Source organism: Vibrio sp. Isolate30, from assembly GCF_022397975.1.
Lineage (GTDB): Bacteria > Pseudomonadota > Gammaproteobacteria > Enterobacterales > Vibrionaceae > Vibrio > Vibrio fortis.
This window is the reverse complement of record NZ_JAKEUS010000002.1, coordinates 615,160-636,862: the sequence shown is the minus strand read 5'-3', so window position 1 is coordinate 636,862 and position 21,703 is coordinate 615,160. Positions and strand designations below refer to the sequence as shown.

The 21,703-nt window shown below is 44.1% G+C and carries 23 protein-coding genes; 16 read left to right on the top strand and 7 right to left on the bottom strand.

Translation table 11 applies throughout. The features are described 5' to 3' along the window. Positions 1-140: 140 nt before the first annotated feature. Positions 141-563: a universal stress protein gene (locus L1D60_RS09890; protein WP_239840925.1), complete on the bottom strand. Its 423-nt coding sequence runs from the start codon at positions 561-563 to the stop codon at positions 141-143. A gap of 324 nt (positions 564-887) precedes the next feature. On the opposite strand from L1D60_RS09890, the gene L1D60_RS09885 reads away from it, so the two are divergent. From L1D60_RS09885 to catB, 3 genes are all read left to right on the top strand, one after another. Next, entirely contained in the window at positions 888-1,274 is a 387-nt protein-coding gene (locus tag L1D60_RS09885; RefSeq protein WP_239840924.1) for an STAS/SEC14 domain-containing protein, read from the top strand. A gap of 166 nt (positions 1,275-1,440) precedes the next feature. Further along, positions 1,441-1,602: a hypothetical protein gene (locus L1D60_RS09880; protein ID WP_239840923.1), complete on the top strand. Its 162-nt coding sequence runs from the start codon at positions 1,441-1,443 to the stop codon at positions 1,600-1,602. Positions 1,603-1,644: 42 nt separating this feature from the next. After that, a complete protein-coding gene (catB, locus tag L1D60_RS09875) occupies positions 1,645-2,271 on the top strand; it encodes a type B chloramphenicol O-acetyltransferase (protein ID WP_239840922.1) in 627 nt (208 codons plus the stop codon). A gap of 34 nt (positions 2,272-2,305) precedes the next feature. Here the strand turns inward: catB and L1D60_RS09870 are convergent, their stop codons facing one another. Then, positions 2,306-3,484, bottom strand: a complete 1,179-nt coding sequence (locus tag L1D60_RS09870) for a BamA/TamA family outer membrane protein (protein WP_239840921.1) — start codon at positions 3,482-3,484, stop codon at positions 2,306-2,308. A 230-nt stretch (positions 3,485-3,714) separates the two neighbouring features. Here L1D60_RS09870 and L1D60_RS09865 point away from each other — a divergent pair, with 230 nt between their 5' ends. Genes L1D60_RS09865 through L1D60_RS09855 form a run of 3 tightly spaced genes read left to right on the top strand, consistent with a single transcriptional unit; the run spans position 3,715 to position 4,711 of the window. Next, positions 3,715-3,966: a Rho-binding antiterminator gene (locus L1D60_RS09865; RefSeq protein WP_239840920.1), complete on the top strand. Its 252-nt coding sequence runs from the start codon at positions 3,715-3,717 to the stop codon at positions 3,964-3,966. Positions 3,967-3,975: 9 nt separating this feature from the next. Next, positions 3,976-4,209 (top strand): hypothetical protein, encoded by a 234-nt coding sequence (locus tag L1D60_RS09860; RefSeq protein ID WP_239840919.1) that lies wholly within the window; start codon positions 3,976-3,978, stop codon positions 4,207-4,209. Between the two features lie 52 nt (positions 4,210-4,261). Then, positions 4,262-4,711: a GyrI-like domain-containing protein gene (locus L1D60_RS09855; protein ID WP_239840918.1), complete on the top strand. Its 450-nt coding sequence runs from the start codon at positions 4,262-4,264 to the stop codon at positions 4,709-4,711. 81 nt (positions 4,712-4,792) lie between these two features. Here the strand turns inward: L1D60_RS09855 and L1D60_RS09850 are convergent, their stop codons facing one another. Further along, the gene (locus tag L1D60_RS09850; RefSeq protein ID WP_239840996.1) at positions 4,793-5,395 is read right to left on the bottom strand and encodes a glutathione S-transferase; all 603 of its coding nucleotides are present in this window, start codon (positions 5,393-5,395) and stop codon (positions 4,793-4,795) included. A gap of 155 nt (positions 5,396-5,550) precedes the next feature. Here L1D60_RS09850 and L1D60_RS09845 point away from each other — a divergent pair, with 155 nt between their 5' ends. Next, a complete protein-coding gene (locus tag L1D60_RS09845) occupies positions 5,551-7,830 on the top strand; it encodes a peptidase U32 family protein (RefSeq protein WP_239840917.1) in 2,280 nt (759 codons plus the stop codon). A gap of 73 nt (positions 7,831-7,903) precedes the next feature. On the opposite strand, the gene L1D60_RS09840 is transcribed toward L1D60_RS09845, so the two are convergent. Together L1D60_RS09840 and L1D60_RS09835 are read right to left on the bottom strand one after the other, a co-directional pair. Then, positions 7,904-8,368, bottom strand: coding sequence for an acyl-CoA thioesterase (locus tag L1D60_RS09840; protein WP_032548968.1), 465 nt, complete (start codon positions 8,366-8,368; stop codon positions 7,904-7,906). Positions 8,369-8,517: 149 nt separating this feature from the next. Then, positions 8,518-10,323, bottom strand: a complete 1,806-nt coding sequence (locus tag L1D60_RS09835) for an ABC transporter ATP-binding protein/permease (protein WP_239840916.1) — start codon at positions 10,321-10,323, stop codon at positions 8,518-8,520. A gap of 459 nt (positions 10,324-10,782) precedes the next feature. Between L1D60_RS09835 and artP the strand changes: the two genes are divergently transcribed. The 9 genes from artP to L1D60_RS09790 all read left to right on the top strand — a co-directional run bounded on the left by artP (position 10,783) and on the right by L1D60_RS09790 (position 17,037). Further along, positions 10,783-11,511, top strand: a complete 729-nt coding sequence (gene artP, locus L1D60_RS09830) for an arginine ABC transporter ATP-binding protein ArtP (RefSeq protein WP_345772867.1) — start codon at positions 10,783-10,785, stop codon at positions 11,509-11,511. 105 nt (positions 11,512-11,616) lie between these two features. After that, positions 11,617-12,348, top strand: a complete 732-nt coding sequence (locus L1D60_RS09825; protein WP_239840914.1) for a lysine/arginine/ornithine ABC transporter substrate-binding protein — start codon at positions 11,617-11,619, stop codon at positions 12,346-12,348. A 1-nt stretch (position 12,349) separates the two neighbouring features. After that, the gene (artQ, locus tag L1D60_RS09820; protein ID WP_032548972.1) at positions 12,350-13,036 is read left to right on the top strand and encodes an arginine ABC transporter permease ArtQ; all 687 of its coding nucleotides are present in this window, start codon (positions 12,350-12,352) and stop codon (positions 13,034-13,036) included. Then, entirely contained in the window at positions 13,033-13,701 is a 669-nt protein-coding gene (gene artM, locus L1D60_RS09815; protein ID WP_239840913.1) for an arginine ABC transporter permease ArtM, read from the top strand. The genes artQ and artM overlap by 4 nt, the downstream gene beginning before the upstream one ends. 318 nt (positions 13,702-14,019) lie before the next feature. Then, positions 14,020-14,391: a zf-TFIIB domain-containing protein gene (locus L1D60_RS09810; protein ID WP_345772868.1), complete on the top strand. Its 372-nt coding sequence runs from the start codon at positions 14,020-14,022 to the stop codon at positions 14,389-14,391. Positions 14,392-14,429: 38 nt separating this feature from the next. Continuing rightward, positions 14,430-14,924, top strand: a complete 495-nt coding sequence (locus L1D60_RS09805) for a GNAT family N-acetyltransferase (protein WP_239840911.1) — start codon at positions 14,430-14,432, stop codon at positions 14,922-14,924. Positions 14,925-15,341: 417 nt separating this feature from the next. Then, positions 15,342-15,950, top strand: coding sequence for a sugar O-acetyltransferase (locus tag L1D60_RS09800; protein ID WP_239840910.1), 609 nt, complete (start codon positions 15,342-15,344; stop codon positions 15,948-15,950). 126 nt (positions 15,951-16,076) lie between these two features. Next, a complete protein-coding gene (locus L1D60_RS09795; RefSeq protein ID WP_239840909.1) occupies positions 16,077-16,742 on the top strand; it encodes an HAD family phosphatase in 666 nt (221 codons plus the stop codon). A 49-nt stretch (positions 16,743-16,791) separates the two neighbouring features. Next, positions 16,792-17,037, top strand: coding sequence for a PnuC protein (locus tag L1D60_RS09790; RefSeq protein WP_239840908.1), 246 nt, complete (start codon positions 16,792-16,794; stop codon positions 17,035-17,037). 64 nt (positions 17,038-17,101) lie between these two features. Here L1D60_RS09790 and L1D60_RS09785 read toward each other — a convergent pair whose 3' ends face one another. Both L1D60_RS09785 and L1D60_RS09780 read right to left on the bottom strand, forming a co-directional pair. Then, positions 17,102-18,622 carry an efflux transporter outer membrane subunit gene (locus tag L1D60_RS09785; RefSeq protein WP_239840907.1) on the bottom strand — a complete coding sequence of 507 codons (1,521 nt, stop codon included), beginning with the start codon at positions 18,620-18,622 and terminating at the stop codon, positions 17,102-17,104. Positions 18,623-18,633: 11 nt separating this feature from the next. Further along, positions 18,634-21,699, bottom strand: a complete 3,066-nt coding sequence (locus tag L1D60_RS09780) for an efflux RND transporter permease subunit (protein ID WP_239840906.1) — start codon at positions 21,697-21,699, stop codon at positions 18,634-18,636. Between the last annotated feature and the right edge of the window lie 4 nt (positions 21,700-21,703).

Sequence of the window (21,703 nt, the reverse complement as noted above, 5' to 3'; positions counted from 1 at the left end):
ATAGTTACGATCCAGTTGCGCTTTTAGATCAGGTGAGAGCAGTAAGAATGGGTAGGAAAATCAAAGAGGAAGTGTGACTACCGAGCACCACGTAGATTGAAAAAATAAGCGCGATGCTCGGCAAGGTTGCAAATCACCGACTATTCAATAGGTACCACTAAAATATCGACAGGTGACTTATCAATAAGCTGTTTGGAATGCGAGATAATCTTGCTCCAAAAGTCATGGTGATGGCCGCAAATCAGAAAATCGACTTGGTTAGCCGCAACGGTTTCTTTGAGCTTTTCCGTCAAATCACCCGTTCCCATGAATAGGTGCTTAATATTGTGTTCTGAGTAGGATTCGAAATCTCTTAGCTGTTTAACTGCATCTTCATTGAATGGGAGTTCACCGCTGTGCTGTTTAATGTCCACCAACTCAGGGTATATCTCACCATGCGTACCATCGATATAAACGAAAGAAAGATCGGCATCGAGTTTGTTGGCAAAAAATGTCGCTCTATCAATTAAGATATTTGTGTCTTGAGACAGCTCTATCGCGACGAGTATGTGTTTGTAGTCCATAGCTCACCTCTCTTATCTAGGGTCTATAAATAGCATAGAATTTCGCCAGTAAAATTCCTTCGAACGGATCTCATATTAAACAAAATGCTCATATCTATTTGTTCTAAAGGAAGAAGTTTCTATTACACTGATAGTTCCCTCAGCATTACCTGAATAACTTTGAACTAAGAATTACACCGATTTATATAAGCGCTTAAAATTCTTGTAAATATGAGAACAAAAACCGAGCGATTTCTGAAATTTTGCCATTGGCTCTCAATACGTATTCAACTGATATCGTAATCTATGAATAGATTTTGAAGACTAACGATAGAGGAATGCATTATGACTAATGATCGCCATGGAATATCCGTTGGAGTAGAGCGAATCGACCATGAATATGTACTAATGTTCAAAGCGACAGGGCACTTAACCCACCAAGATTATCTCGCCTTAACCCCGAAATTAGAGTCGGCACTGAAAACCGTCGGTTCTGAAAACATTAAAATGGTTGCTGATATTAAAGAGCTAAACGGCTGGGATATCAGAGCCGCGTGGGACGACTTAAAACTGGGGATTAAGCTGAGAACCAATTTAGGCAAAGTCGCTATTTACGGTGATAAAGGCTGGCCGGAGCTAGCGTCTAAAGTAGGCAGTTTGTTTATCGCTGGTGAGGTCAAACAGTTCACTGAATATGATGATGCTATCGATTGGGTAACGGCGACAACGTAATCCATTTATTCGACCTCTTTTGATTTTCAATGCGTTGTCTCGATTTTCGGCATACAATTTAGGCAACGCATGCATTTGATTATCTACCCAAATGCGAACCTATAACTGGATACGAACCCCCTGTTGAGACAACATAGGGCGTATTTCTATCTTGCCGAGAATTACCATGAGAAAAAACTACGTTGTTGAAGGCGATATTAACGCCAAGAAGCAAAAAGATGCCTATCCAAAACGAGTGCTTTGTGAACAGTGCGTGTCCTCTTTTATTGTCATCAGTGAAGGCGATAGAACTTACCAAGCGTGTGACAGTTGCGGCGATGACTCGTAACGCTGATTTACAACTCAACCTTCCTAAATGTAGACGTTTACTGTGAACAACTATTTTGAAAGTCCCTTTGCGGGCAAGTCTCTTAAAGAGCAAGTCACCAACCCGAACATCATTGTTGGTGAGCATAGCTACTATTCCGGCTATTACCATAACCACAGCTTTGACGATCGTGCTCGTTATCTTGCACCAGACAGAGATGATGTCGATAAGCTAATCATTGGTAGCTACTGCTCCATTGGTAGTGGTGCTGTGTTTATGATGGCAGGCAATCAAGGTCACCAAAATCAGTGGGTCAGTACCTTTCCTTTCTTCTACCAAAACGATGAAAAATTTGAAGGGGCGATCGACGGGTTCGAACGTTCTGGAGACACTGTGATTGGTAATGATGTCTGGATTGGCTCAGAGGCGATGATCATGAGTGGTGTAAAGGTTGGCGATGGAGCCATTATCGCCAGCCGCGCAGTGGTAACCAAAGACGTTGAGCCGTACTCAATTGTCGGCTCTAATCCGGCTCGTCATATCCGCTATCGTTTTAGCGAAACTGAAATTACACAGTTGCTAGAAATGAAATGGTGGGAATGGAATGAAGATCAAATCAAAGGTGCAATGTCCTTGATGTGCTCTTCTGATATCAATGGCTTGTACCAGTATTGGAAGACCTTTGCTTAGTACCTTCTGCTTGGTAAATTGAATCGTGATTTAGCTAGATGCCGGCTCCGACTTGAAAGTAGAGTGCGGTATCTTCTTCGCTAAACGCAATATCAATCCCCGAAATTAGGCCATACCGTCTCGCGATAAGGTATCGGAAGCCAACGCCATACGCTGAGTGTGCGCTTTGGTCGAACATATCGCTGTCACTGTCGCCAGCATAGCCAATCCCAGTAAACACACCTGTTGACCAACGGGGCGTCCATTGTTTGCTTACTTGCATCTCTGCCGCAAAGGTATGCTCTCCTTGATAGCGGTTTCTTGCAATACCCCTCAACTGAATGTCTGGATAGTATTGAGGCGATAGAAAGCGTTCATCAGTCGACAGGGATTTATATTGGCCCCGCAACGCGAGATTCCATTCCTTGTTGATCTCCCAATAATTCAATCCCTCTAGATTGAACGTTTGATAGTTGTAATCACTGCCAAGTCCATCACCAAACCATAGATACTCAGCGACATAGTTATAGCCTTGAGTTGGATTTAGAAAGCTGTTTTTACTGTCGTACTCAACGATTAAACCCAAGCCTGATGAAGTAGGCGAGGTATTTCCAATATTATTTAAGATCTCTTGTGCTTTTGGATGGTTATTTAACGATAACGTAGGCGCAAAAAATTGCTGCGATAAACCGACTAGCCATGGTGTATCTTGGATTCGAAACTGAAGCTTTTGTATTCCTCCCATGCCTTTTAAGCCGAGCTCGATACCTTCGTTTGGAGCGAGGGGTGAAAGAGCATCTGATGAGCTTTGTCGGTAGAAAGTCATATTGATATCGCCATAACCCAAACCACCAAGGTAGCGTATCGAATCCTCTTTCCAGCTTCGCTTGTGACCAATAAATGCCATCCAAGTGCCATTTTCTGTGGCAAAGCCACCGACTGCGGTGATCGCAGGTGTTAAGAGTTGTGCGCCTCCATCAAGGGACTTCTCCGCCAGTGCTTTGCGTGTGTTTTTCTGTTCTTCTGATTCATGAAGGAAGATACCGGTGAAACCACCACCATAGCCAACGGCTGGCTCCGTAATTAGAATCGGGACAGGCAAAAAGCCATAGGCATTTTCAGCTAGGTATTCACCCATGTCTAAGTGACCATCGATTTGGTCGATAAAACTCACTGCACCTGCTGTTGCAGGGAACAGCACGAGCGTGCTCGCGGCTAGGGGTTTTAAACTCATAACGTTCCGTATTATTCACTGTCCAATAACTTCAGTGTAATCAAACAAATAGATAGCGCAATAAAACGAACGTTATTAAGTAAGTTAGGTGTTTAAAGGTGGATCTATGATTAAAATTTCGAATACTTTAAGTATGTGTTGTTTCAATGTGATTTGAGTGAATGATTGATTATAAACAGTTTGCATAGAACGGCATGCCGCATTAACGTGGTGAAAGATTGGGAGGCATTATGATTAGTTGCAGTGATTACGATTATATTGAAATTGTGTGTATGCACAGGTACCCAGTTAAACTCACTTTACACTCCGGTGAACAGGTCGAGGGTGTTGCTTTAGATACCCAACGCAACCAAGACAAAGATGAATGTATTAAGTTAAGTGTCGCTGGACAAGAACAACTTGTTGTATTGACAGGGATTGCTGAATTAGAAGTGTGTGTCGATAACCCCCATTTTAAGCAAAAATTTTTTAAAACCTTGTAGGGGTGACATATGAATACTTCGATAGAGCATTGCTACTGCACATCTTGTCGTGAGCGTACGCAACATGTTGTTGTTTTGGTGAGAAAGGAGAGTGAATTCGCGGGTAAACCAAATCAAAAGCGGCTTGAGTTTATTTCCGGTCTGGTCAAAGGCTGGTTTTTAGGCGGTTTTATCGCTGCGATGGATGAATTTTCTCGCCATGTTGTTTGTGAAAAGTGCGGACATAAAGAGATCCAAGATTAGAATTGACTCGGCTTAACGATTGATAAGTTAATATGGCTCAGGGAATAGAAGAGTGAAAGAACAAACATTAGAGGCAGTAAAAGCGTATGGCTTTGCGGTAAGAACGAATAATACTGATGAAGTTGACCCAGCTAAGGCGAAAATTGGTAAGTTGTGGCAAGGCTTTTTCGAACAAGCTTTTCCTAAGCTAACTCCGGACTCAAAGGTTTACGGCGTTTACACCAATTATGAGTCGGATTTTACCGGTGATTTTGATGTGATTGCATGTACCAACGCTCTCACTGACAACACCATTGACCAATTGGTCGAAACAAAAATCAAAGCAGGAAAATATCTTACTTTCTCAGCAGAAGGCGAGTTGCCACAAGCGGTGATCGATCTATGGGGAGAAGTTTGGGCGTATTTTAACGCGCCAGATTGTCCACATACGCGAACCTACACAACAGACTTTGAGTTGTATAAAGGTGAAACTGAAGTCGAGATTTCAATTGCGATTCAATAATCTCTGAGCGCCGATATTTCGCGTAAAAGTTAATGAAATAAAAGAGCCGTTCGGTATGAGTGGCTCTTTTGCTGTTTGGTCTTATCCAAAAAGACAATCTTGTTTAGTGTCATTCCACAATGGGTACTGTTTCATTACTTGGGTATAGAGCTTACTTTCCAGGTGAGTTCGTAACCAACGTCCTACATTCTGGTATTCAGATTGCACAAACCATTTCTTTTCCACTCTTACAAACTGGCTAACGAAAGGCATAACGGCAAAGTCGGCTAGGCTAGGTGAATCTCCAAACAAATAGTCGTGCTGGGCCAGTTTTCGTTCAAGCTCAGTGATAAAGGCTTCACACAAGTTTCTACGCTGCTCGATGTCGTCATTTCGATAGCGGACTGAAGCGCGATACTTTTCTAAGTGACCAATAAACTCATTGTCATTGTGTTGGATGAGCTGGTGGATTTGGTCACTAAGTGAAGGATTACCCGAACGAAGAAGATCTTGAGGATCGTTTTGTTGAAGCGCCCACATCATCACATCTAAACTCTGCTCAATAACCTCTCCATCGGGTAATACTAATACTGGGACTGTACCTTTTGGCGAGCACTCAAGCAGTTGCTCTGGCTTATCCTTAGTGACAATTTCACGGATTAAGACTTGTTGATTTGCAAGGAGAATTCCTAACCGTCCACGCATTGCATAAGGGCAGCGACGTAGTGAATAAAGGATAGGCAAGTCTTGAGGAGTCTTTGTTGTCATTAGGTTTAAAAGTTGCTGTGCGGTGGTAAAGGGTTGGTGATGTGGGTAGAATACGCGGCTTAAAAATTATAAGTAAGTGAGCGACTTCAAATATGAGCAGAAAAATTGAGTTATTAGCCCCAGGTGGCGATGTAGAGGCGATCAAAGCAGCTATCGTTGCAGGTGCTAATGCGGTCTATTGTGGACTGGGTACATTCAACGCCCGTAACCGCGCCTCGAATTTATCTTTAGACGAACTGAACGGCATTATTCGTCTTGCTCATGAGTACGGTTGTCAGATCTTTCTGACCCTGAATGTCGTGTTACTTGAGAGCGAAATCAAGAACATCAGTAAGCTTCTAAACCAGCTTGTGAACACCAAGGTTGATGGCATCATTCTCCAAGACTTGGGTCTGTTTGATCTGGTGAAGAAATACTTTCCAACGATCGATGTTCACGCTTCTACCCAGCTAACTACGCACAACGAAGGCCAAATCAAGTTCTTAGCTAAGATCGGTGCGTCACGTGTGAACTTATCGCGTGAGTTAAACCTGCCAGAGATTAAAGAGCTGACTCAAGTTGCGCATGAACACGATGTTCTAACAGAAGTCTTTGTTCATGGAGCTTTGTGTATCGCGTTTTCTGGCCAGTGTTACTCAAGCTCAGTGAGTGTCGGTAACTCAGGTAACCGCGGTCGCTGTTCACAGGCGTGTCGTGATGAATATGAGATTACTGATGCAGGTAACCGCTACCCACTTAATTTGAAAGACAACTCCGCTTACTACGATTTGCCAGAACTGGTAGATGCTAAGGTCGATTCACTCAAAGTAGAAGGCCGTATCAAGGGCGCTCACTATGTTTACACCGTGATTGATACGTGGCGCAAACAGATCGACAGCTTCATTGAAAGTGGCGTTCTGATTGACGATGATTCGAATCTTCACAAGGTGTTCAACCGCGACTTCACCAACTCTTTCTTAAAGGGCAATCTAACGAAAGATATGTTCATTGATAATCCGCGTGACAACAGTAAAAACTACGCGGTAGAGCAGGCAGCGAAGCAAGTTCAACAGTTTGACCCAAATGCACAAGACGCGATCTCAGTTGTTCAGATCGAAGATATCAGCAAAGACCTTCACGCAGCGAAAGATGTATTGGGTGATGAGATGCGCAGCAAAATTCAGTATCTGGATATCCGCAAAACACCAATCAAGCTGGCGTTCAGTGCCTGTGAAGGCGAGCCATTAGTGGTGTCAGTGATTTCTGACAAAGATAACTTTGAAGTGAAGTCAAAGTCAGTACTCGTCGCCGATGGTGAAAAGCCATTGACCAAGGATATCTTGGAGAAGCGCTTTAAATCACTTCGCAGCGGTATTCACTCACTTGAAGGTTATGATTTTACTCAGTTCAATGAAGGTCTATTTGTCTCTTTAAAAGAGCTAACTCAGCTAAAAGAAGAGATCGAGTTTATCTTGAATGGTTCTGTAGACGTTGTTAAGAATGTTGATGTACCGGCGCTGCCTAAATTTGGCAAAGTGAATGAAACACCAACATTGTCTATGTTGATTGCTGACACTGCCGATCTGCACCTATGTGATGTGACCGATGCGGATATCTATTTCAAACTGCCTGAGAGTTATAAGAAGCGCAATAATAAGTACATTGATATTCTTTCTGAAAACCCGCACTTGATCCCTTGGTTCCCTGCTGTCTTAATTGGTAAAGATTACATTGAAGCGGTTCGTATTCTTGAAACGGTTAAGCCAAAGCGTATCGTTACCAACAACACAGGTATTGCTTACAAGGCGTATGAGATGGGAATCGAATGGGTGGCGGGTCCATTCATGAACACCACCAACTCACACGCTTTGTACACGCTAAAAGAGCAGTTGAACTGTTCAGGTGCTTTTCTTTCAAACGAGCTGAACAAAGGTCAACTGCGCCATGTTCGTCGTCCTGAAGGCTTCAAGCTTTATTACAGCATTTATCACCCAATCCTGATGATGACCAGCCGCCAATGTTTCTTCCAAAGAACAGTTGGCTGTAACAAGCCTGCTATTGAAGACGGTTGTATGCTGCGATGTGAGAAAGCAACGACCATCACCAATGTGAAAGGCACTTCATTTGCGGTAGATAAGCAGAAGGGTGGTTACCCAAGTATTTACAACCATGAGCAATTCTTAAACCAAGATGCGGTGGCAGACCTTTCAAATCTGTTTGATGAGTTCTTTATCGACCTTACTGATATCGGTTCTGGTTCAAAAGAGAAAGCAGACAAGGTTGAGTTGATTAAACAGTTTGAAGCGCTTGTGAAGGGTGATCAAACCGCAACGGATAACCTAAACCACTTAGTGCAGATCAGAACCAACAACCAATACGTTCAAGGTTTGTAATCAGACACACTCATAAAAAAACAAAGGCCACTCAATCGAGTGGCCTTCTTAATTCTAACAAATATATGGTTCGTTACTCAGCGACTGTTTCTTGCTTAAAGCATGGGCTTTTAAGTGTACTCATGTTCTGAATTTCATTGAGCAATCGGACAGAGAGTAGTGCTTTCTGATTGGATGCAAAGTCAAACATAACGATAGTGGCTGTACCGATGGTGGTGACTTTTTGTTGTGCCTTACTGACGATAGCGTATTCCATGGTAAAGCGGTCGTCTTGAACTTCTGTCACTTTGGAACCCACTAACAACGTGTCAGGGTAGGTGACTGGGCGGAAGTATTTGCAGTAAGTATCACCGAGCACTGGGCCAACTTTGGTGACAGCCATCTCTTCCATAAGCTCAACGTGCTTGAAAAAGTCTAAGCGAGCGGTTTCAAAATAGCGAAAGTAGACCGCGTTGTTTACGTGGTTGAGTGCGTCCATCTCTCCCCAAGCCACGGGGATTTCTGTGATTACAGGGTATTCAGATAATAGTGCTTCCATGCAGACTCTCTTATTGTGGTTAGAATGATCTTTGAGAAATCATGAGTTATTGGAATAAAAACACTATCGCCATTTTAACATTGCTGCAACATAGAAAATGGCGAGCTGTGACTTGTGACCAATGAGCAAATACTCATCAATTTCGTTGACTAACTACGTACGTGTTTAAACTGCAGTTCTACCAGTCTCTGATAAAGGTCGCAGCTCTTCATGAGCGAGTCGTGATTCCCTAAATCCACCAGTTTACCTTGGTCAAGCACGGCAATTTGGTCGGCGTGCTTGATGGTCGAAAGTCGGTGGGCAATGATGAGAGTTGTTCGTCCTTTCATGAGTTCTTCCAGGGCTTGCTGGACATGGTGTTCGCTTTCACTATCGAGCGCGCTGGTGGCTTCGTCCAATAATAGGATGTTTGGATCTTTTAGGATCGCACGGGCAATCGCGATACGTTGACGTTGCCCCCCAGATAAGCGAACACCACGCTCGCCTAAGAAGCTTTTGTAGCCTTCAGGTAGCGACATAATAAAGTCGTGAGCATGCGCTTTTTTTGCGGCTGCAATGACTTCTTCATCAGTGGCATTTGGATTCCCGTAACGAATATTGTGGAACACATCGTGACTAAACAGAGCGGGTTGTTGTGGCACCAACGCCATTTGCGAGCGCAATTCGTTAGGATCGAACTGATGAAGCGGAACGCCGCCAAGTGTAACGCTACCAAGTTGCGGGTCATAGAAGCGTTGCAGGAGTTCGAATAGCGTTGTTTTACCGGCGCCAGACGGCCCAACGAGCGCCAATACCTTCCCTTCTTCGGCTGTCATAGTGAGAGCCGTCGTTGCTGGATCATCTGGGCGAGAAGGGTAGCTAAAGGTGACATCATTGAAGGCAACCTCTGCCGATAACCCGTCGATGGATTGAGGGTGATCAACTGGTGCAACAATATGACTCTCAACGTGTAAAATCTCTATCAGCCTTTCAGTTGCACCTGCTGCACGTTGAAGTTCACCCATTACCTCTGAAATAGTGCCAAGCGATGAGGCGACCATAATTGCGTAAAACACAAATGCGCCCAGATCACCTGCCGACATAGTGCCATTAATCACGTCACTACCACCTACCCATAGCATCCCTGAGATAGCGCTGAACACGATTAAAATCACGCCAGAGATTAGAATCGCACGCTGTTTAACGCGTTGACGCCCAATCTCGTAAGCCTTTTCTACCTCTTTACCAAATGAAGCGATCTCTTGTTGTTCGTGACTATAGCTCTGTACGGTTTTGATGTGCTCTATTGCCTCGCCAGCATAAGAGCCGACATCGGCCATTGAATCTTGGCTCTGACGAGAAAGCGCCCTTACACGTCGACCATAAACTAGAATCGGTACCAGAACGAAGGGAACGGATGCCAAAACGATTAGGGTAAGTTTTATATTGGTCGCGAACAGCATGATCACAGCGCCGATACACATCAATGCGCTACGCATCGCCATTGAGAACGATGAGCCAATAATGCTCTGTAGCAGGGTAGTGTCAGTAGTGATACGCGACATAATGTCACCACTGCCGTTGGTTTCAAAATAACTCGGATGCAGGGAGACCACATGTTTGAACACGGCTAAACGTATATCGGCACTGACCCGTTCTCCGACTGATGACACCAAGTAGAAGCGGAAGAAAGTCCCGACTGAGATTAAACCAATGATCACCAACATAAATTGAATCGCATTGCCCAGTTCATCGGTTGAACGCTGGGTAAAGCCTTGGTCAATCAAGATTCGTACACCATGACCGACAGTAAGCGTCAGACTCGCGGTGAAAATGAGCGCTATTAACGCGATAGCGACTTTGGTTCGATACGGCTTAATGAACTGAAAGAGCTCAAGTAAGATCTTCAGGCTCTTTTTCGTATTCTCGGGCGGTTGTGTGGTTTGCTCTTCAAGCGTAGAAGCAGAGTCGGACATTAGACTACCTTTATGTTGGTTGATAACTCATTAGAGCATGTTATCGCTGGCCAAAATGTGCGATACCGAATGATCTTGGAGATGGTTATTATTCTAACTATATGACTCACTGAGCTTATTTTAAACCACTTCACACCGGATTAAGCGGTTGCACATAACTATCTCCAAACTCACTCTACCAATACTTATTCACCGAATATCTCGATATTTGTTAACTTAAAATGTAGAGCTGTCCAATGCTTGTTTTATAAAACAGAGGTGAAACGTTTGCTAATTAAAACGCCTTTCTTGTAATTCAATAAGATAGATGTAGAACTTATACGACCAGATAAATAGCCTACATTTTGCGCAATATCTGTTACAAAAATTCAACAAAGTAAATTTTTATACATTTTTCTTGCATAAAAAGTCCAAATGAATAGAATGACCAACAAATGACAATTAATGCAGTATTTTGGCATGAGTATTCAAGTAAAGAGCATCAACAAATCGTATGGCGACATCCAAGTTCTTCACGACATTTCGTTTAATTGCGAAAGCGGTGAAACACTGGTTTTACTTGGCCCAAGTGGTGCCGGTAAGAGCTCGTTGCTTCGTGTATTAAACCTGTTGGAAATTGCAGACGATGGCCAGCTAGAGATTGCTAGTGAGTCGTTTGATTTTTCAAGCTCAATCCTAGAGAAACAGGGCCTACAACTTCGTCGTAAAGTTGGAATGGTTTTTCAACAGTACAACCTTTGGCCACACATGACGGTGATTGAAAACCTGATTGAAGCGCCAATAAAAGTTGCCGGAATGGACAAGCAAGAGGCGATTGCTCAAGCGAAGAAAGTCCTAGAAACACTGCAATTAGCTGATAAAGCCGATGCGTGGCCGCTAAAACTTTCCGGTGGTCAGCAACAACGTGTCGCGATTGCACGCGCTTTGATGATGAAACCAGATGTGTTGCTGTTTGATGAACCAACCGCCGCGCTAGACCCTGAAATCACTAACCAAGTTGTCAGCATTATTAAAGAGTTAAGCGGAACAGGCATCACTCAAGTGGTAGTGACTCATGAAGTCGATTTCGCGAAAAAGATTGCTAGCCATGTTCTCTACCTAGAAAAAGGGTACATCGTAGAGCACGGTACGAGCGATGCGTTTATCAATCCGCAGACTCCTCAGTTTGCTGAATACCTGACGCACTAGCTCTACTCAAAGAACCAGATTTAGTAAAAACACAACATCAACTAAAACCAATCAAATTATAAGAATGGCCACAGGCCGCTATTACACTGTATTCGGAGTAACAAAATGAAAAAGATTCTATTAGCTTCACTTATCGGCCTTGCTTCTTTTAACGCAACGGCACAACAAGAAATCAAGTTCGCAATGGAAGCGACATACGCACCATTCGAGTTCATGGATGAAAACAATCAAATCCAAGGTTTCGATGTTGATCTAGCAAACGCGTTGTGTGAAGAGATGAAAGCGAAGTGTACTTTCCATAACCAAGCGTTCGATAGCTTGATCCCAGCGCTTAAATTTAAGCGTTACGACGCAGCAATTTCTGCAATGGATATTACTGATGCTCGTCTTAAGCAGGTGAACTTCTCTAACGCTTACTACGATAACTCTGCTGCATTCATTTCTATTGAAGGCAAAGTCGCAGACCAAGCCGCACTAGAAGGCAAGCGTGTCGGTGTTCAAAACGGTTCAACCCACCAAAGCTACCTACTAGAGCAGATGACTGGTGTAACTGCAGTACCTTACTCAAGCTACCAAGATGCGTTCATCGACATGAAAAACGGTCGTATCGATTCAGTATTTGGTGACACAGCGGTAGTTGCTGAGTGGTTTAAAAAGCAAGACAACCTAACGTACGTTGGTGATCAAGTAACTAACCAAGAATATTTTGGTAATGGCTTTGGTATCGCGGTAAACAAGAGCAACCAAGAGCTAGTTGACCAATTGAACGTGGCGTTAGCGGCTGTGAAAGCGAACGGCGAATACGACGAGATCTTCAACAAGTATTTCGGTAAGTAATATGGAATTAACGGGTTACTCTCTAGGGCTCGTCGAAGCAAGCTGGATGACCATTCAGCTTGCATTTGTCAGCCTATTAGTCGGATTAGTTTTAGCTGTACTGTTTGCAAGTGGAGAGATGTCTCGACGTATCGCAATTAAATGGCCAACCACGGCGTTTGTAACTATGGTTCGTGGTTTACCAGAGATCTTAGTAGTGTTGTTTATTTACTTTGGTTCGACTCAAGTGCTGTTTATGATCACTGGTGATTTCGTTGAAGTGAGCCCGTTTTTATCTGGTGTTGTTGCACTGTCACTTATTTTCGCGTCTTACGCTTCGCAGACTTTGCGCGGCGCTTTAAAAGCCGTCAGTAAAGGACAAAGAGAAGCAGCTAGCGCACTGGGTATTCCTCAATCGCACGCTTTCTTCAAGATTGTTCTCCCACAAGCAGTAAGACACGCACTACCTGGTTTAACTAACCAGTGGCTGGTTCTCCTGAAAGACACAGCATTGGTATCGTTAATTGGTGTGACTGATCTACTAAAGCAAGCACAACTGACTTCTGCCGCAACACATGAAGCATTCACATGGTACGCAACAGCAGCCGCTATTTACTTAGTGATCACCTTGGTGACGCAAAGAGCAGTAAAAGTGATTGACGCGAAATACTCAATCCAAGGCTTAGGTGCAAAAGGAGCGATGGCATGAATGAACAGTACTTCTCTCAAATGCTTGAAGGCCTAGCAACCAGTGTTCAACTAACAGGTGCATCACTGCTTGTCGGCTGTATCTTATCGCTACTAATGACTGTGACTTTGGTGTTAAGACTGCCAGCTGTCCACTGGTTAACTCGAGGTATTATCACGCTATTCACAGGTACACCGCTTTTGGTTCAAATCTTCTTGGTGTATTACGGCCCAGGTCAGTTCGATTGGATTCGTGAAAGCTTTATGTGGACTTGGCTAAGTCAGCCATGGTTCTGTGCAATGTTGGCCTTAGCACTAAACACTGCGGCATATAGCACACTGCTGTTTAAGGGCGCATTTAACGCGATTCCAGCAGGGCAGTGGGAAGCTTGTCGCGCGTTAGGTATGGATAAAGTGGCAACACTTAAAGTGCTACTTCCTTATGCACTGCGCCGCGCCGTTCCAGCTTATTCAAACGAAGTGATTTTGGTATTTAAAGGTACGTCACTCGCGAGCACCATCACCATCATGGATTTGATGGGCTACGCACAGCGTATCAACGGTCAAACCTACGATACTCTAACGGTTTTCGGCATCGCTGGTGCATTTTATCTAGGCGTAAATGGACTACTTACACTGATTTTCCGCCAAGTTGAAAAGAAAGCCCTCGCATTCGAAGCTGCTTAACCCGCTAAGTACAATCGACATTAAATTTTAAGCCCGTGGTCTTGTAATGGATTGCGGGTTTTTTGTATCTCGTTTTTGTTTAGAAACTTATATGGCGATATACCGAACAGTTGACTATCCCAAAGAGCGTTTCCTTAGCAAAATAATCCACATTTTGTGACTCAGTCAAAAGATGGGTGATTTAAGTTACTGAAAATAATGGGGATATAGTGGTATTGTGTTATCCATATGAAACAGAGAGAGTTATTCAGTTATGAAATGCTGATTTGCTCTCTTGATGAAATAACATAAGGAAAAAATGATATGCAAGGTAAGAAAATGGAATGTCCTAAATGTAGCTCCGATTTTGAGCAACTACAGACACCATTTGGCGATGTGGAAAGATGCGTGGACTGTAAAGGTTTGTGGATCGACCGATGTGAAGTTGAATCCATGAAACCTTTAGCAGATGTGATTGATAATGGTGACGAAGAGGTAGGTAAGGAATTTAATGCAGTAGACCGCATTAGTTGCCCAGTTTGCCCTAATAACAAATTATTGCGTCTAGTCGATCCTCAACAGCCTCACATCTGGTTTGAGAGTTGCCCTACATGTAAAGGTCGCTTCTACGATGCGGGTGAATTTAAAGATTTGGCGACACTCGACTTATCAGACTTCTTTAAGAAGTTTGGCCTCGAAGAGCGCGTTTAGTTCTTTTGCAAACAAAGTTATAGCGTTAAAGGAATTACATGGAAGTAGTAGAAGCGAGCATTGGTTTAGCGCCATTGATGGAAAGCTATGCCAAGGAGTGCTCTGAATCGGGTATTCCCAGATATCAAGACGTAGAGAAAGATCCAGAAGGGCATCTTTCTGACATCATCAGACGTGAAAAAGACACCACAGGATTGCCAGAAGGCTATCTACTCAGTAAGACCTATTACTGTGTATCAGATAGTCAAATCTTGGGTGCGATTCGAGTCAGACAAGGTACCAATGACTATGTAGAAAACGTAATTGGGCATATTGGTTACGAAACAAGGCCTACAGCTCGAGGAAAAGGAGTGGCTCCCTTTCTATTGGCGTGGGTTCGAGACAACGCAATTACGGAATCGGCGATAGTCACGTGCTCAGTTGATAACCCAGCTTCTCAAAAAGTGATTGAGAAGTGTGGTGGCGAATATCTTGGCAGTTATACCGCGGAAATAGAAGGGACGGTTAGACGCTATCGTATCAATCGAGCTTAGTTTCTTTAGTTAAACTGATGCAAGAGTCTTGGCGTTTAACTTTGTATCCAACATGTTTTAGCGGACTGCTGCATCACAACGCTTATCCAGACAATAGTCAAAAAGGTTGTAATAAACGTAGCTTTCTACAAACGAGTCTCAATCGATTTACAAGCTTTTTACGAACCTGTTTAGTGTCACAAATCGATGATGAATTTGGTCGTTGATGGCGTAAAAAGTTGGTATCGGCGTTAGCAAAATTCTAATGTAGTGGCGAAGTTTGAAGTGTTTTTGTTTTGTATTTGGCATCTAAATGAATACCTGATGGAACACAATGACGTTACCCCGAGGTTCGTTTTGGTGCTCATGCAACGCTTCAAACAATTCATATATCGATATATTTATACCGCTTTAGGTCACTATCAAATAGGTTGAAACATGGATATAAAGGCAAAAATGCACAGCCAAGAGGTCTATTACTGTGATGACGTCGATCTGCTTGCCGAACAAACACAATGTTTAGAAGTGCTTTACGATTTTAACCACACACGCCCGAGTGAAGGCGACAAACGACAACAGATTATGAAGCAGCTGTTCGCGGAAGTAGGGACGGATTGTTACATCGAACCGCCACTGCACGCGAACTGGGGGCGCCATACGCATCTCGGCAACAATGTATATGCGAATTTCAACCTAACGCTTGTGGATGACACAGACATATTTATAGGTGACAACGTGATGATTGCGCCTAATGTAACCATTGCAGCAGGCACACACCCTATTAGTCCTGAACTGAGGCTCAAAGCAGCACAGTTCAATGTTCCAGTTCGTATCTGCAATAACGTATGGCTTGGCGCACATACGGTTGTGCTACCGGGCGTGACGATTGGTGAGAATTCTGTAATTGGCGCTGGCAGTATCGTAACAAAAGACATTCCAGCTAATGTTGTCGCGGTAGGTAATCCTTGTCGAGTGTTACGAGAAATCAATGAAGATGATCGTGAGTACTACTATCAAGGGCGTCGTATTCCTGAAGAATTAAAGTAGAGCAAAGAAACAAAGATCCGGTGGCGTTAACTAACTAAAGCCGTATCTTCACTATAAAAATGAATCAATACATATGGCACTTATTTGGGTTTTAAGTCATGGATTAATCCCCACACAAGATAATAAATGGAGACAACAGTGAAAGATTACACAGTGTACCTTTTCGACTTGGACGGAACATTGGTTAATTCAGAACCATTGAAAGGTCAGGCGCTTGCAATGGCTTGCGCTGACTACGGCTCGATCGTGGACCACAATATTTACAAAGATGTGATGGGTGAAAGCTGGCAAGTTGTAACAGGTCACTTCTTTCACCATGCTCAAATTTCACCGGAACTCACGGAATTTAATCGCTATTTCCGAGCGCACTATGAAGAATTACTGAGAGTGAGCCTTGAATTGAATTCCGGAGCAAAAGAGTATGTGGAGGCGTTGAAGAAGTCAGGTAAAACCTGTGGTGTCGTGAGCTCAGCTGCTACTTGGATGGTGGAGAATATCTTGGCGTCTTTGCAGCTAGAGAATCTTTTTGATTTAGTGATTACCCAAGAACACGTTACCAAGCATAAACCTGATCCTGAAGCCTATATTCTTGCACTGGATAAGCTCAATGCATCGCCAGAGCAAACCGTTATTTTTGAAGATTCAAATGCAGGTGTCATCGCAGGTAAAGGCAGTGGTTGCGACGTTATCGCTATTGAACACAGCTTTAATGGCAAGAACGATCTTAGTGGTGCTATCGCCAATATCCAATCATACGATGAGCTGTATGGACAGTTGATGGTTCTGAGTTAGTTTAGCTGTGCTGTATTGGGCTATTGAAGATAACAAACAGGGTAGATAGATGGACTACTTTCAATATTACGGGATCGATTGGGTTGCCATGGTGCTTACCTTTCTCGCAATTTGGCAGATAGGAAATAAAAATAGGATCGGATTTGTGTTGATGATGTGCGGCAACACAAGTTGGGTGGCGGTCGGTTACTTGACTGAAAGCGTTGCGATGATTATTGCTAACATTATCTTCTTTTCGATGAATATGAGAGCCATCATCAAATGGTCGGCGCCAAAAACATCTGCTTTAGAATGATTGAAGAATGCGATAATTATAAAAATACCGCCTACTGTTAGGCGGTATTTTTGTTGAATTGCGATTAATTGTTCGCTGCGAGTTCTATTGCACCAGTAGCTGGTTGAGTCTCAGAGTTTGGTTGTTCAGTTTCGACTTTCCAATCGCCCCCAAGTGACTTGTAGACAGCAATCGCGGTATTCGCCGTTTGTAGTTTGGCGGCGACTTGTCGGTCTTGCATCATTTTTTGTTGGCGCTCCGCGTCGAGTACCGCTAAGTAGTCAACAAGGCCTGCTTTGTATAACGACTTCGCCTTACTTACCGCTTTATCAACAGCGAGGGTTGCTTCGTCAATACGCTGCTGATTTTGCTGGCTTCTTCCGTAAGCGAACAGTGTTGAGTCTACTTCGACAAAAGCACTATCTACGGCGTGTTGATAGTTTAGTGCGGCAGATTTAAAGCGTGCTTCGTTCATTTCTACCAGCGCTTCACCGCGTCCACCATCGAACACATTCCAGCTTATCCCTGCAGATGCAGCCCATCCAAAGGAGTCACTGCTAAATAGGTCGTCGAAACTTCCAGCGGTAACGCCTGGCGTACCAGTAAGGAAGAATTTTGGATAGCGGTTCGCGATGCTCGCACCCAGCTCTTCATTAACTGCGGCCATTTCACGTTCGGCGATTTTTATATCCGGACGTCGTGTCAGCAAGTCAGATGGAAGCCCAGTAGGGATAACGCCTTTAAGTCTTGGTAAGGTGTAGTCGCCTTCAAGTTGAACCTCTAATTCAGATAGGGAAGTGCCTAATAGCACTGCCATTCTGTGTTTGTGTACTTGTTCTGCAATCTCTAACTGAGGCGTGATCGATTGGGTCGCTGCTAGTATCGCTTTTGCTTGAGCTAAGTCGAGTTCAGAACCGTAACCACTACGAACGACTTTCTCAACTAGGTTCAAGGTTTGTTTTTGATCCTCAATGTTCTCTAACGCGATTGTTTTACGTTCTTGAGCACCTCGGTATTGCAAGTAGTTATGAATAAGGTCGGCGGTAAGCAGTGTATTTAAGCCTGATTGCAGTATCTCAGCTTGTTCTACTCGAATAGCTGCCGCTTCAGCTTGGCGATCTATTCGTCCGAAGAGGTCCGCTTCCCATGCGATGCTAGCACCAAGAAATCCGCCATCATGCTGTGCTTCAAGTAGTGACATCCCTGTCGCAGATTCAACGGCGTCTGATGCACCAAAAACAGGGCCTAGCAGAGAGTCGTTTTCACTGAGTTGATAGTTGTAATAACCCGCTCCGATGTTAACGGTAGGCACTTTGAATGACTCCACCACGCTCTTGTATGAGCTAGCCATTTTGATGCGCTCAGAAGCGACTTTAAGCGTGGTGTTGTCTGACTGTAGCTGAGTCACTAGTTGGTTTAAAACTGGGTCATTCAGCTGCAGCCACCAGTGTGATTGCGTGGCTTGTTGGTTATCTTCTGAATAGAGAAACGTTTCAGCCATTGTCGTTTGTGGTGCTTGATAGTCAGGGCCTACTGCACAACCAGCTAACAACAGAGAGAGAGCGATTGGTGCTAGTGTCCATGGTTTTTGTGAAATAAAAGACATCATGGCGCTCCTTATTGCGTTGATTCGGTGAGAGTTGCATTCTCTTCTATCGAAGTGCGTGTCTCTTGAGTTCGATAAAAGATCTTGTACAGCGCTGGCATCACAAACAGTGAAAGTACTGTTGCTGCAGCAAGGCCGCCAATGATGGTCGCCGCCATTTGGTCAAACAGTAAGTCAGTGAGTAGTGGAATCATGCCAAGTGCAGTGGTAAGTGCACCCATTGATATCGCCATAGTACGATTTACCGTTGCTTCTTTAATGGAATCGGATAGTGAACGGCCATTGCTGCGTTCTAGCTCGATTTGGTCCATGAGTACGATGCCGTTTTTAATGATCATCCCCGTAAGAGTGACCGCCCCAATCAGTGCCATGAAGCCGAATGGCTTATCGAGAAGCAACAAACTGAAAGTTGCACCTGTGGCCGCTAAAGGCAGGGTGGTGAGAATAATCACCGGCTGTTTGAAGCCGTTAAACATCGCAACCAAGATGATCACCATCAGTAGCATCGCTTTTGGAAGCTGTTTTAAGATGTCACTGACTGCTTTGTGTTCATCATAGTATTCTCCAGCCCATTCAAGCTGGTAGCCTGCTGGTAATTCGATGGCTTCAATTTGTGCTTTCACGTCATTTCTCACGGCTGCTGGAGTTGTGTAACGACCAACGCCTGCCTGAGCTGTAATGGTTTTTACGCGGTCACGACGCCAAATCATGGTCTCTTCACTGGTCATCTCAAAGCCATTAATAACTTGACCTAACGGCACACTATGCAACCCAAGTAGGGAGTTGACAGGCAGTGTCTCCAACGAATCAAGAGAGCGATCAACCCCTCGGACTTGAATTGTCACTAGTTCATCGTTTAGGTTCATGCGACCAATTGGCATTCCCTCTGAAGCGCGCTTGAGTGCGAACGCAATGTCTGCACGGTTGATGCCCGCTTGGCGGCTTTTCTCTTGATTGATGATAGGTTGCAGTACTTTGCTTTGTTGTCGCCAATCATCACGCACATACTTGGTATCAGGATGAGCTTCTAAGATGGCTTTTGCTTGGTTTGATAGGTGATGTAATACATCGACATCAGGCCCCGAAAAACGCGCTTCAACACTGAATTTGTCTGCGGTTGCCAATTTCAAACCACGGAACCTTGGATCTGATTCTGGAAATTTTGTGGCAAGCCACTTATCACCGCGAGCAATGAGTTGGTTGAGTGACTCGTAATCTTTGGCGTTGATAAGAATCTGACCGTAAGCAGGATCGAACGGTTCAGGTTCTATCGTCACCGAGAATCGAGGTGCGCCTGCGCCAACGTACGTAGAGAGATCGACGACTTCAGGTTGTTCGAGTAACCAAGACTCAATTTTTTTCATATCCTCCGAGGTTTGTTCAATCTTCGCACCATTTGGCAGCCAGTAATCTAAGAACAGAATAGGGCGGTCTGCTTGTGGGATGAAATTGATCGCAATGTTAGGAATTGCAAGTGCAGTCACGGCAATCAAAGGCAGTAGTGCACTTAGAGCTTTGAACGGGTTATCTACCGTCCAGTTGACACTCTTGCGATACAAGCTCTCTTTGGTTTGTTGTTGTTTCTTACTTGGTTTAATGAACATCCAACACATTAACGCGGTGAAGGTCATGGCAACGAACCAAGACAGTAGCAATGAAGAGGCAATGATCAGGAATACAGAACCTGCAAACTCGGCTGCGTCTGTTTTTGAGAATATCACCGGGCTGGCACCCATAATTGCAATCACGGTAGCCCCAAGCAGTGGTGTTGCTGTCTCTTTAACGGATTCAACGGCAGCTTGGGTTCTATCAATGCCACGGTTGATTTTTACGATCATCATATCGGTAATCACAATCGCATTATCAACCAGCATCCCTAGCGCGAGAATGAAGGTGCCCAGTGATACACGATGTAGATCGATACTTGCCAAATTCATATAGATAAGGGTGAGTAAGATGGTAAGAAGCAAACTCGAACCAACAATTGTCGCACTCTTAATCCCCATGAAAACAGTGAGTACGATGAATACAATCGCAACACTCTCAAGGAGGTTGTTAACGAAGTTGTCGATCGATTTTTGTACTTCATCAGGTTGGTTGGCAACCGTCGCGATTTCCACACCAAGAGGCAATGAATCTTGGAAATCTGATACGATTCTGTTGATATCGTCACCCAGAGAAACAACGTTAACACCAGACACCGGACTCATCGCAAGTGTTACGGCAGGTGAACCATTGTAGCGGTTCTCCGTCATCGCAGGTTCTTGATAACCCATCGTAATGTCCGCAATGTCACCTAATCGAATAAGCCCTGTACCTAATTCACTGATTCCGCCTTTGAGCATCAGATTTTTGATGTCATCAATAGAGCCAAATTCACTAGACTGCTCGATACGAATTCGCTCGTTGGTGGTCGCAAATCGTCCTGCATCGAAGGTCGTATTTTGTGTATTAAGTTGATTCCACACTTGGGAGATGGATAAACCATATTGAGCTAAGCGCTCATCTGGGATATCGATGTATACAACGCGCGGTTGTACACCATGAAGTTCAACCTTCTTAATACCGTCAACGGTTTTGATTCGACGCTGTAGTTCTTCTGCGTACTGACGTAGCTCGTTTGGTGTTGCATCTTGGCTGTAAATGGAAAACAACATGCCATAGACTTCAGAGAACTCGTCCTGAACCACACTGATTTGCGCTGTGGAAGGCAACAAGAGTTTCATGTCAGACACTTTGCGTCTAAGTAGATCCCACTCTTGGGGTAGAGCGTCTGAATTCAATGACTCTTTAAGGTCGACAAACACCATCGACATACCAGGGCGAGAAAGTGAACGCAGTCGATTGAGTGTGGCCATTTCCTGTAGTTTCGTCTCAACCGTGTCGGTGACTTGCTGTTCGACTTCTTCGGCAGAAGCGCCAGGATACAGGGTAACAACGACCGCAGTTTTAACGGTAAAACTTGGGTCTTCGAGTTTCCCAAGGTCGAAATAAGAGTAGAGCCCAGCAATCACGCTAAGCGCAGTGAAAAAAAGCACAAAGGTGCGTTGCTTTATCGCGAAATCCGCTAAATTCATGACA

Coding starts and splice junctions, on each gene's coding strand:
- L1D60_RS09790 (WP_239840908.1), top strand. CDS start 16,792: ATGGACTACTTTCAATATTACGGGATCGATTGGGTTGCCATGGTGCTT.
- artQ (WP_032548972.1), top strand. CDS start 12,350: ATGGAATTAACGGGTTACTCTCTAGGGCTCGTCGAAGCAAGCTGGATG.
- L1D60_RS09880 (WP_239840923.1), top strand. CDS start 1,441: ATGAGAAAAAACTACGTTGTTGAAGGCGATATTAACGCCAAGAAGCAA.
- L1D60_RS09845 (WP_239840917.1), top strand. CDS start 5,551: ATGAGCAGAAAAATTGAGTTATTAGCCCCAGGTGGCGATGTAGAGGCG.
- L1D60_RS09795 (WP_239840909.1), top strand. CDS start 16,077: ATGGAGACAACAGTGAAAGATTACACAGTGTACCTTTTCGACTTGGAC.
- L1D60_RS09860 (WP_239840919.1), top strand. CDS start 3,976: ATGAATACTTCGATAGAGCATTGCTACTGCACATCTTGTCGTGAGCGT.
- L1D60_RS09780 (WP_239840906.1), bottom strand. CDS start 21,699: ATGAATTTAGCGGATTTCGCGATAAAGCAACGCACCTTTGTGCTTTTT.
- L1D60_RS09805 (WP_239840911.1), top strand. CDS start 14,430: ATGGAAGTAGTAGAAGCGAGCATTGGTTTAGCGCCATTGATGGAAAGC.
- L1D60_RS09850 (WP_239840996.1), bottom strand. CDS start 5,395: ATGCGTGGACGGTTAGGAATTCTCCTTGCAAATCAACAAGTCTTAATC.
- L1D60_RS09870 (WP_239840921.1), bottom strand. CDS start 3,484: ATGAGTTTAAAACCCCTAGCCGCGAGCACGCTCGTGCTGTTCCCTGCA.
- artM (WP_239840913.1), top strand. CDS start 13,033: ATGAATGAACAGTACTTCTCTCAAATGCTTGAAGGCCTAGCAACCAGT.
- L1D60_RS09890 (WP_239840925.1), bottom strand. CDS start 563: ATGGACTACAAACACATACTCGTCGCGATAGAGCTGTCTCAAGACACA.
- L1D60_RS09800 (WP_239840910.1), top strand. CDS start 15,342: ATGGATATAAAGGCAAAAATGCACAGCCAAGAGGTCTATTACTGTGAT.
- L1D60_RS09825 (WP_239840914.1), top strand. CDS start 11,617: ATGAAAAAGATTCTATTAGCTTCACTTATCGGCCTTGCTTCTTTTAAC.
- L1D60_RS09865 (WP_239840920.1), top strand. CDS start 3,715: ATGATTAGTTGCAGTGATTACGATTATATTGAAATTGTGTGTATGCAC.
- L1D60_RS09840 (WP_032548968.1), bottom strand. CDS start 8,368: ATGGAAGCACTATTATCTGAATACCCTGTAATCACAGAAATCCCCGTG.
- artP (WP_345772867.1), top strand. CDS start 10,783: ATGAGTATTCAAGTAAAGAGCATCAACAAATCGTATGGCGACATCCAA.
- L1D60_RS09810 (WP_345772868.1), top strand. CDS start 14,020: ATGGAATGTCCTAAATGTAGCTCCGATTTTGAGCAACTACAGACACCA.
- L1D60_RS09785 (WP_239840907.1), bottom strand. CDS start 18,622: ATGTCTTTTATTTCACAAAAACCATGGACACTAGCACCAATCGCTCTC.
- L1D60_RS09885 (WP_239840924.1), top strand. CDS start 888: ATGACTAATGATCGCCATGGAATATCCGTTGGAGTAGAGCGAATCGAC.
- L1D60_RS09835 (WP_239840916.1), bottom strand. CDS start 10,323: ATGTCCGACTCTGCTTCTACGCTTGAAGAGCAAACCACACAACCGCCC.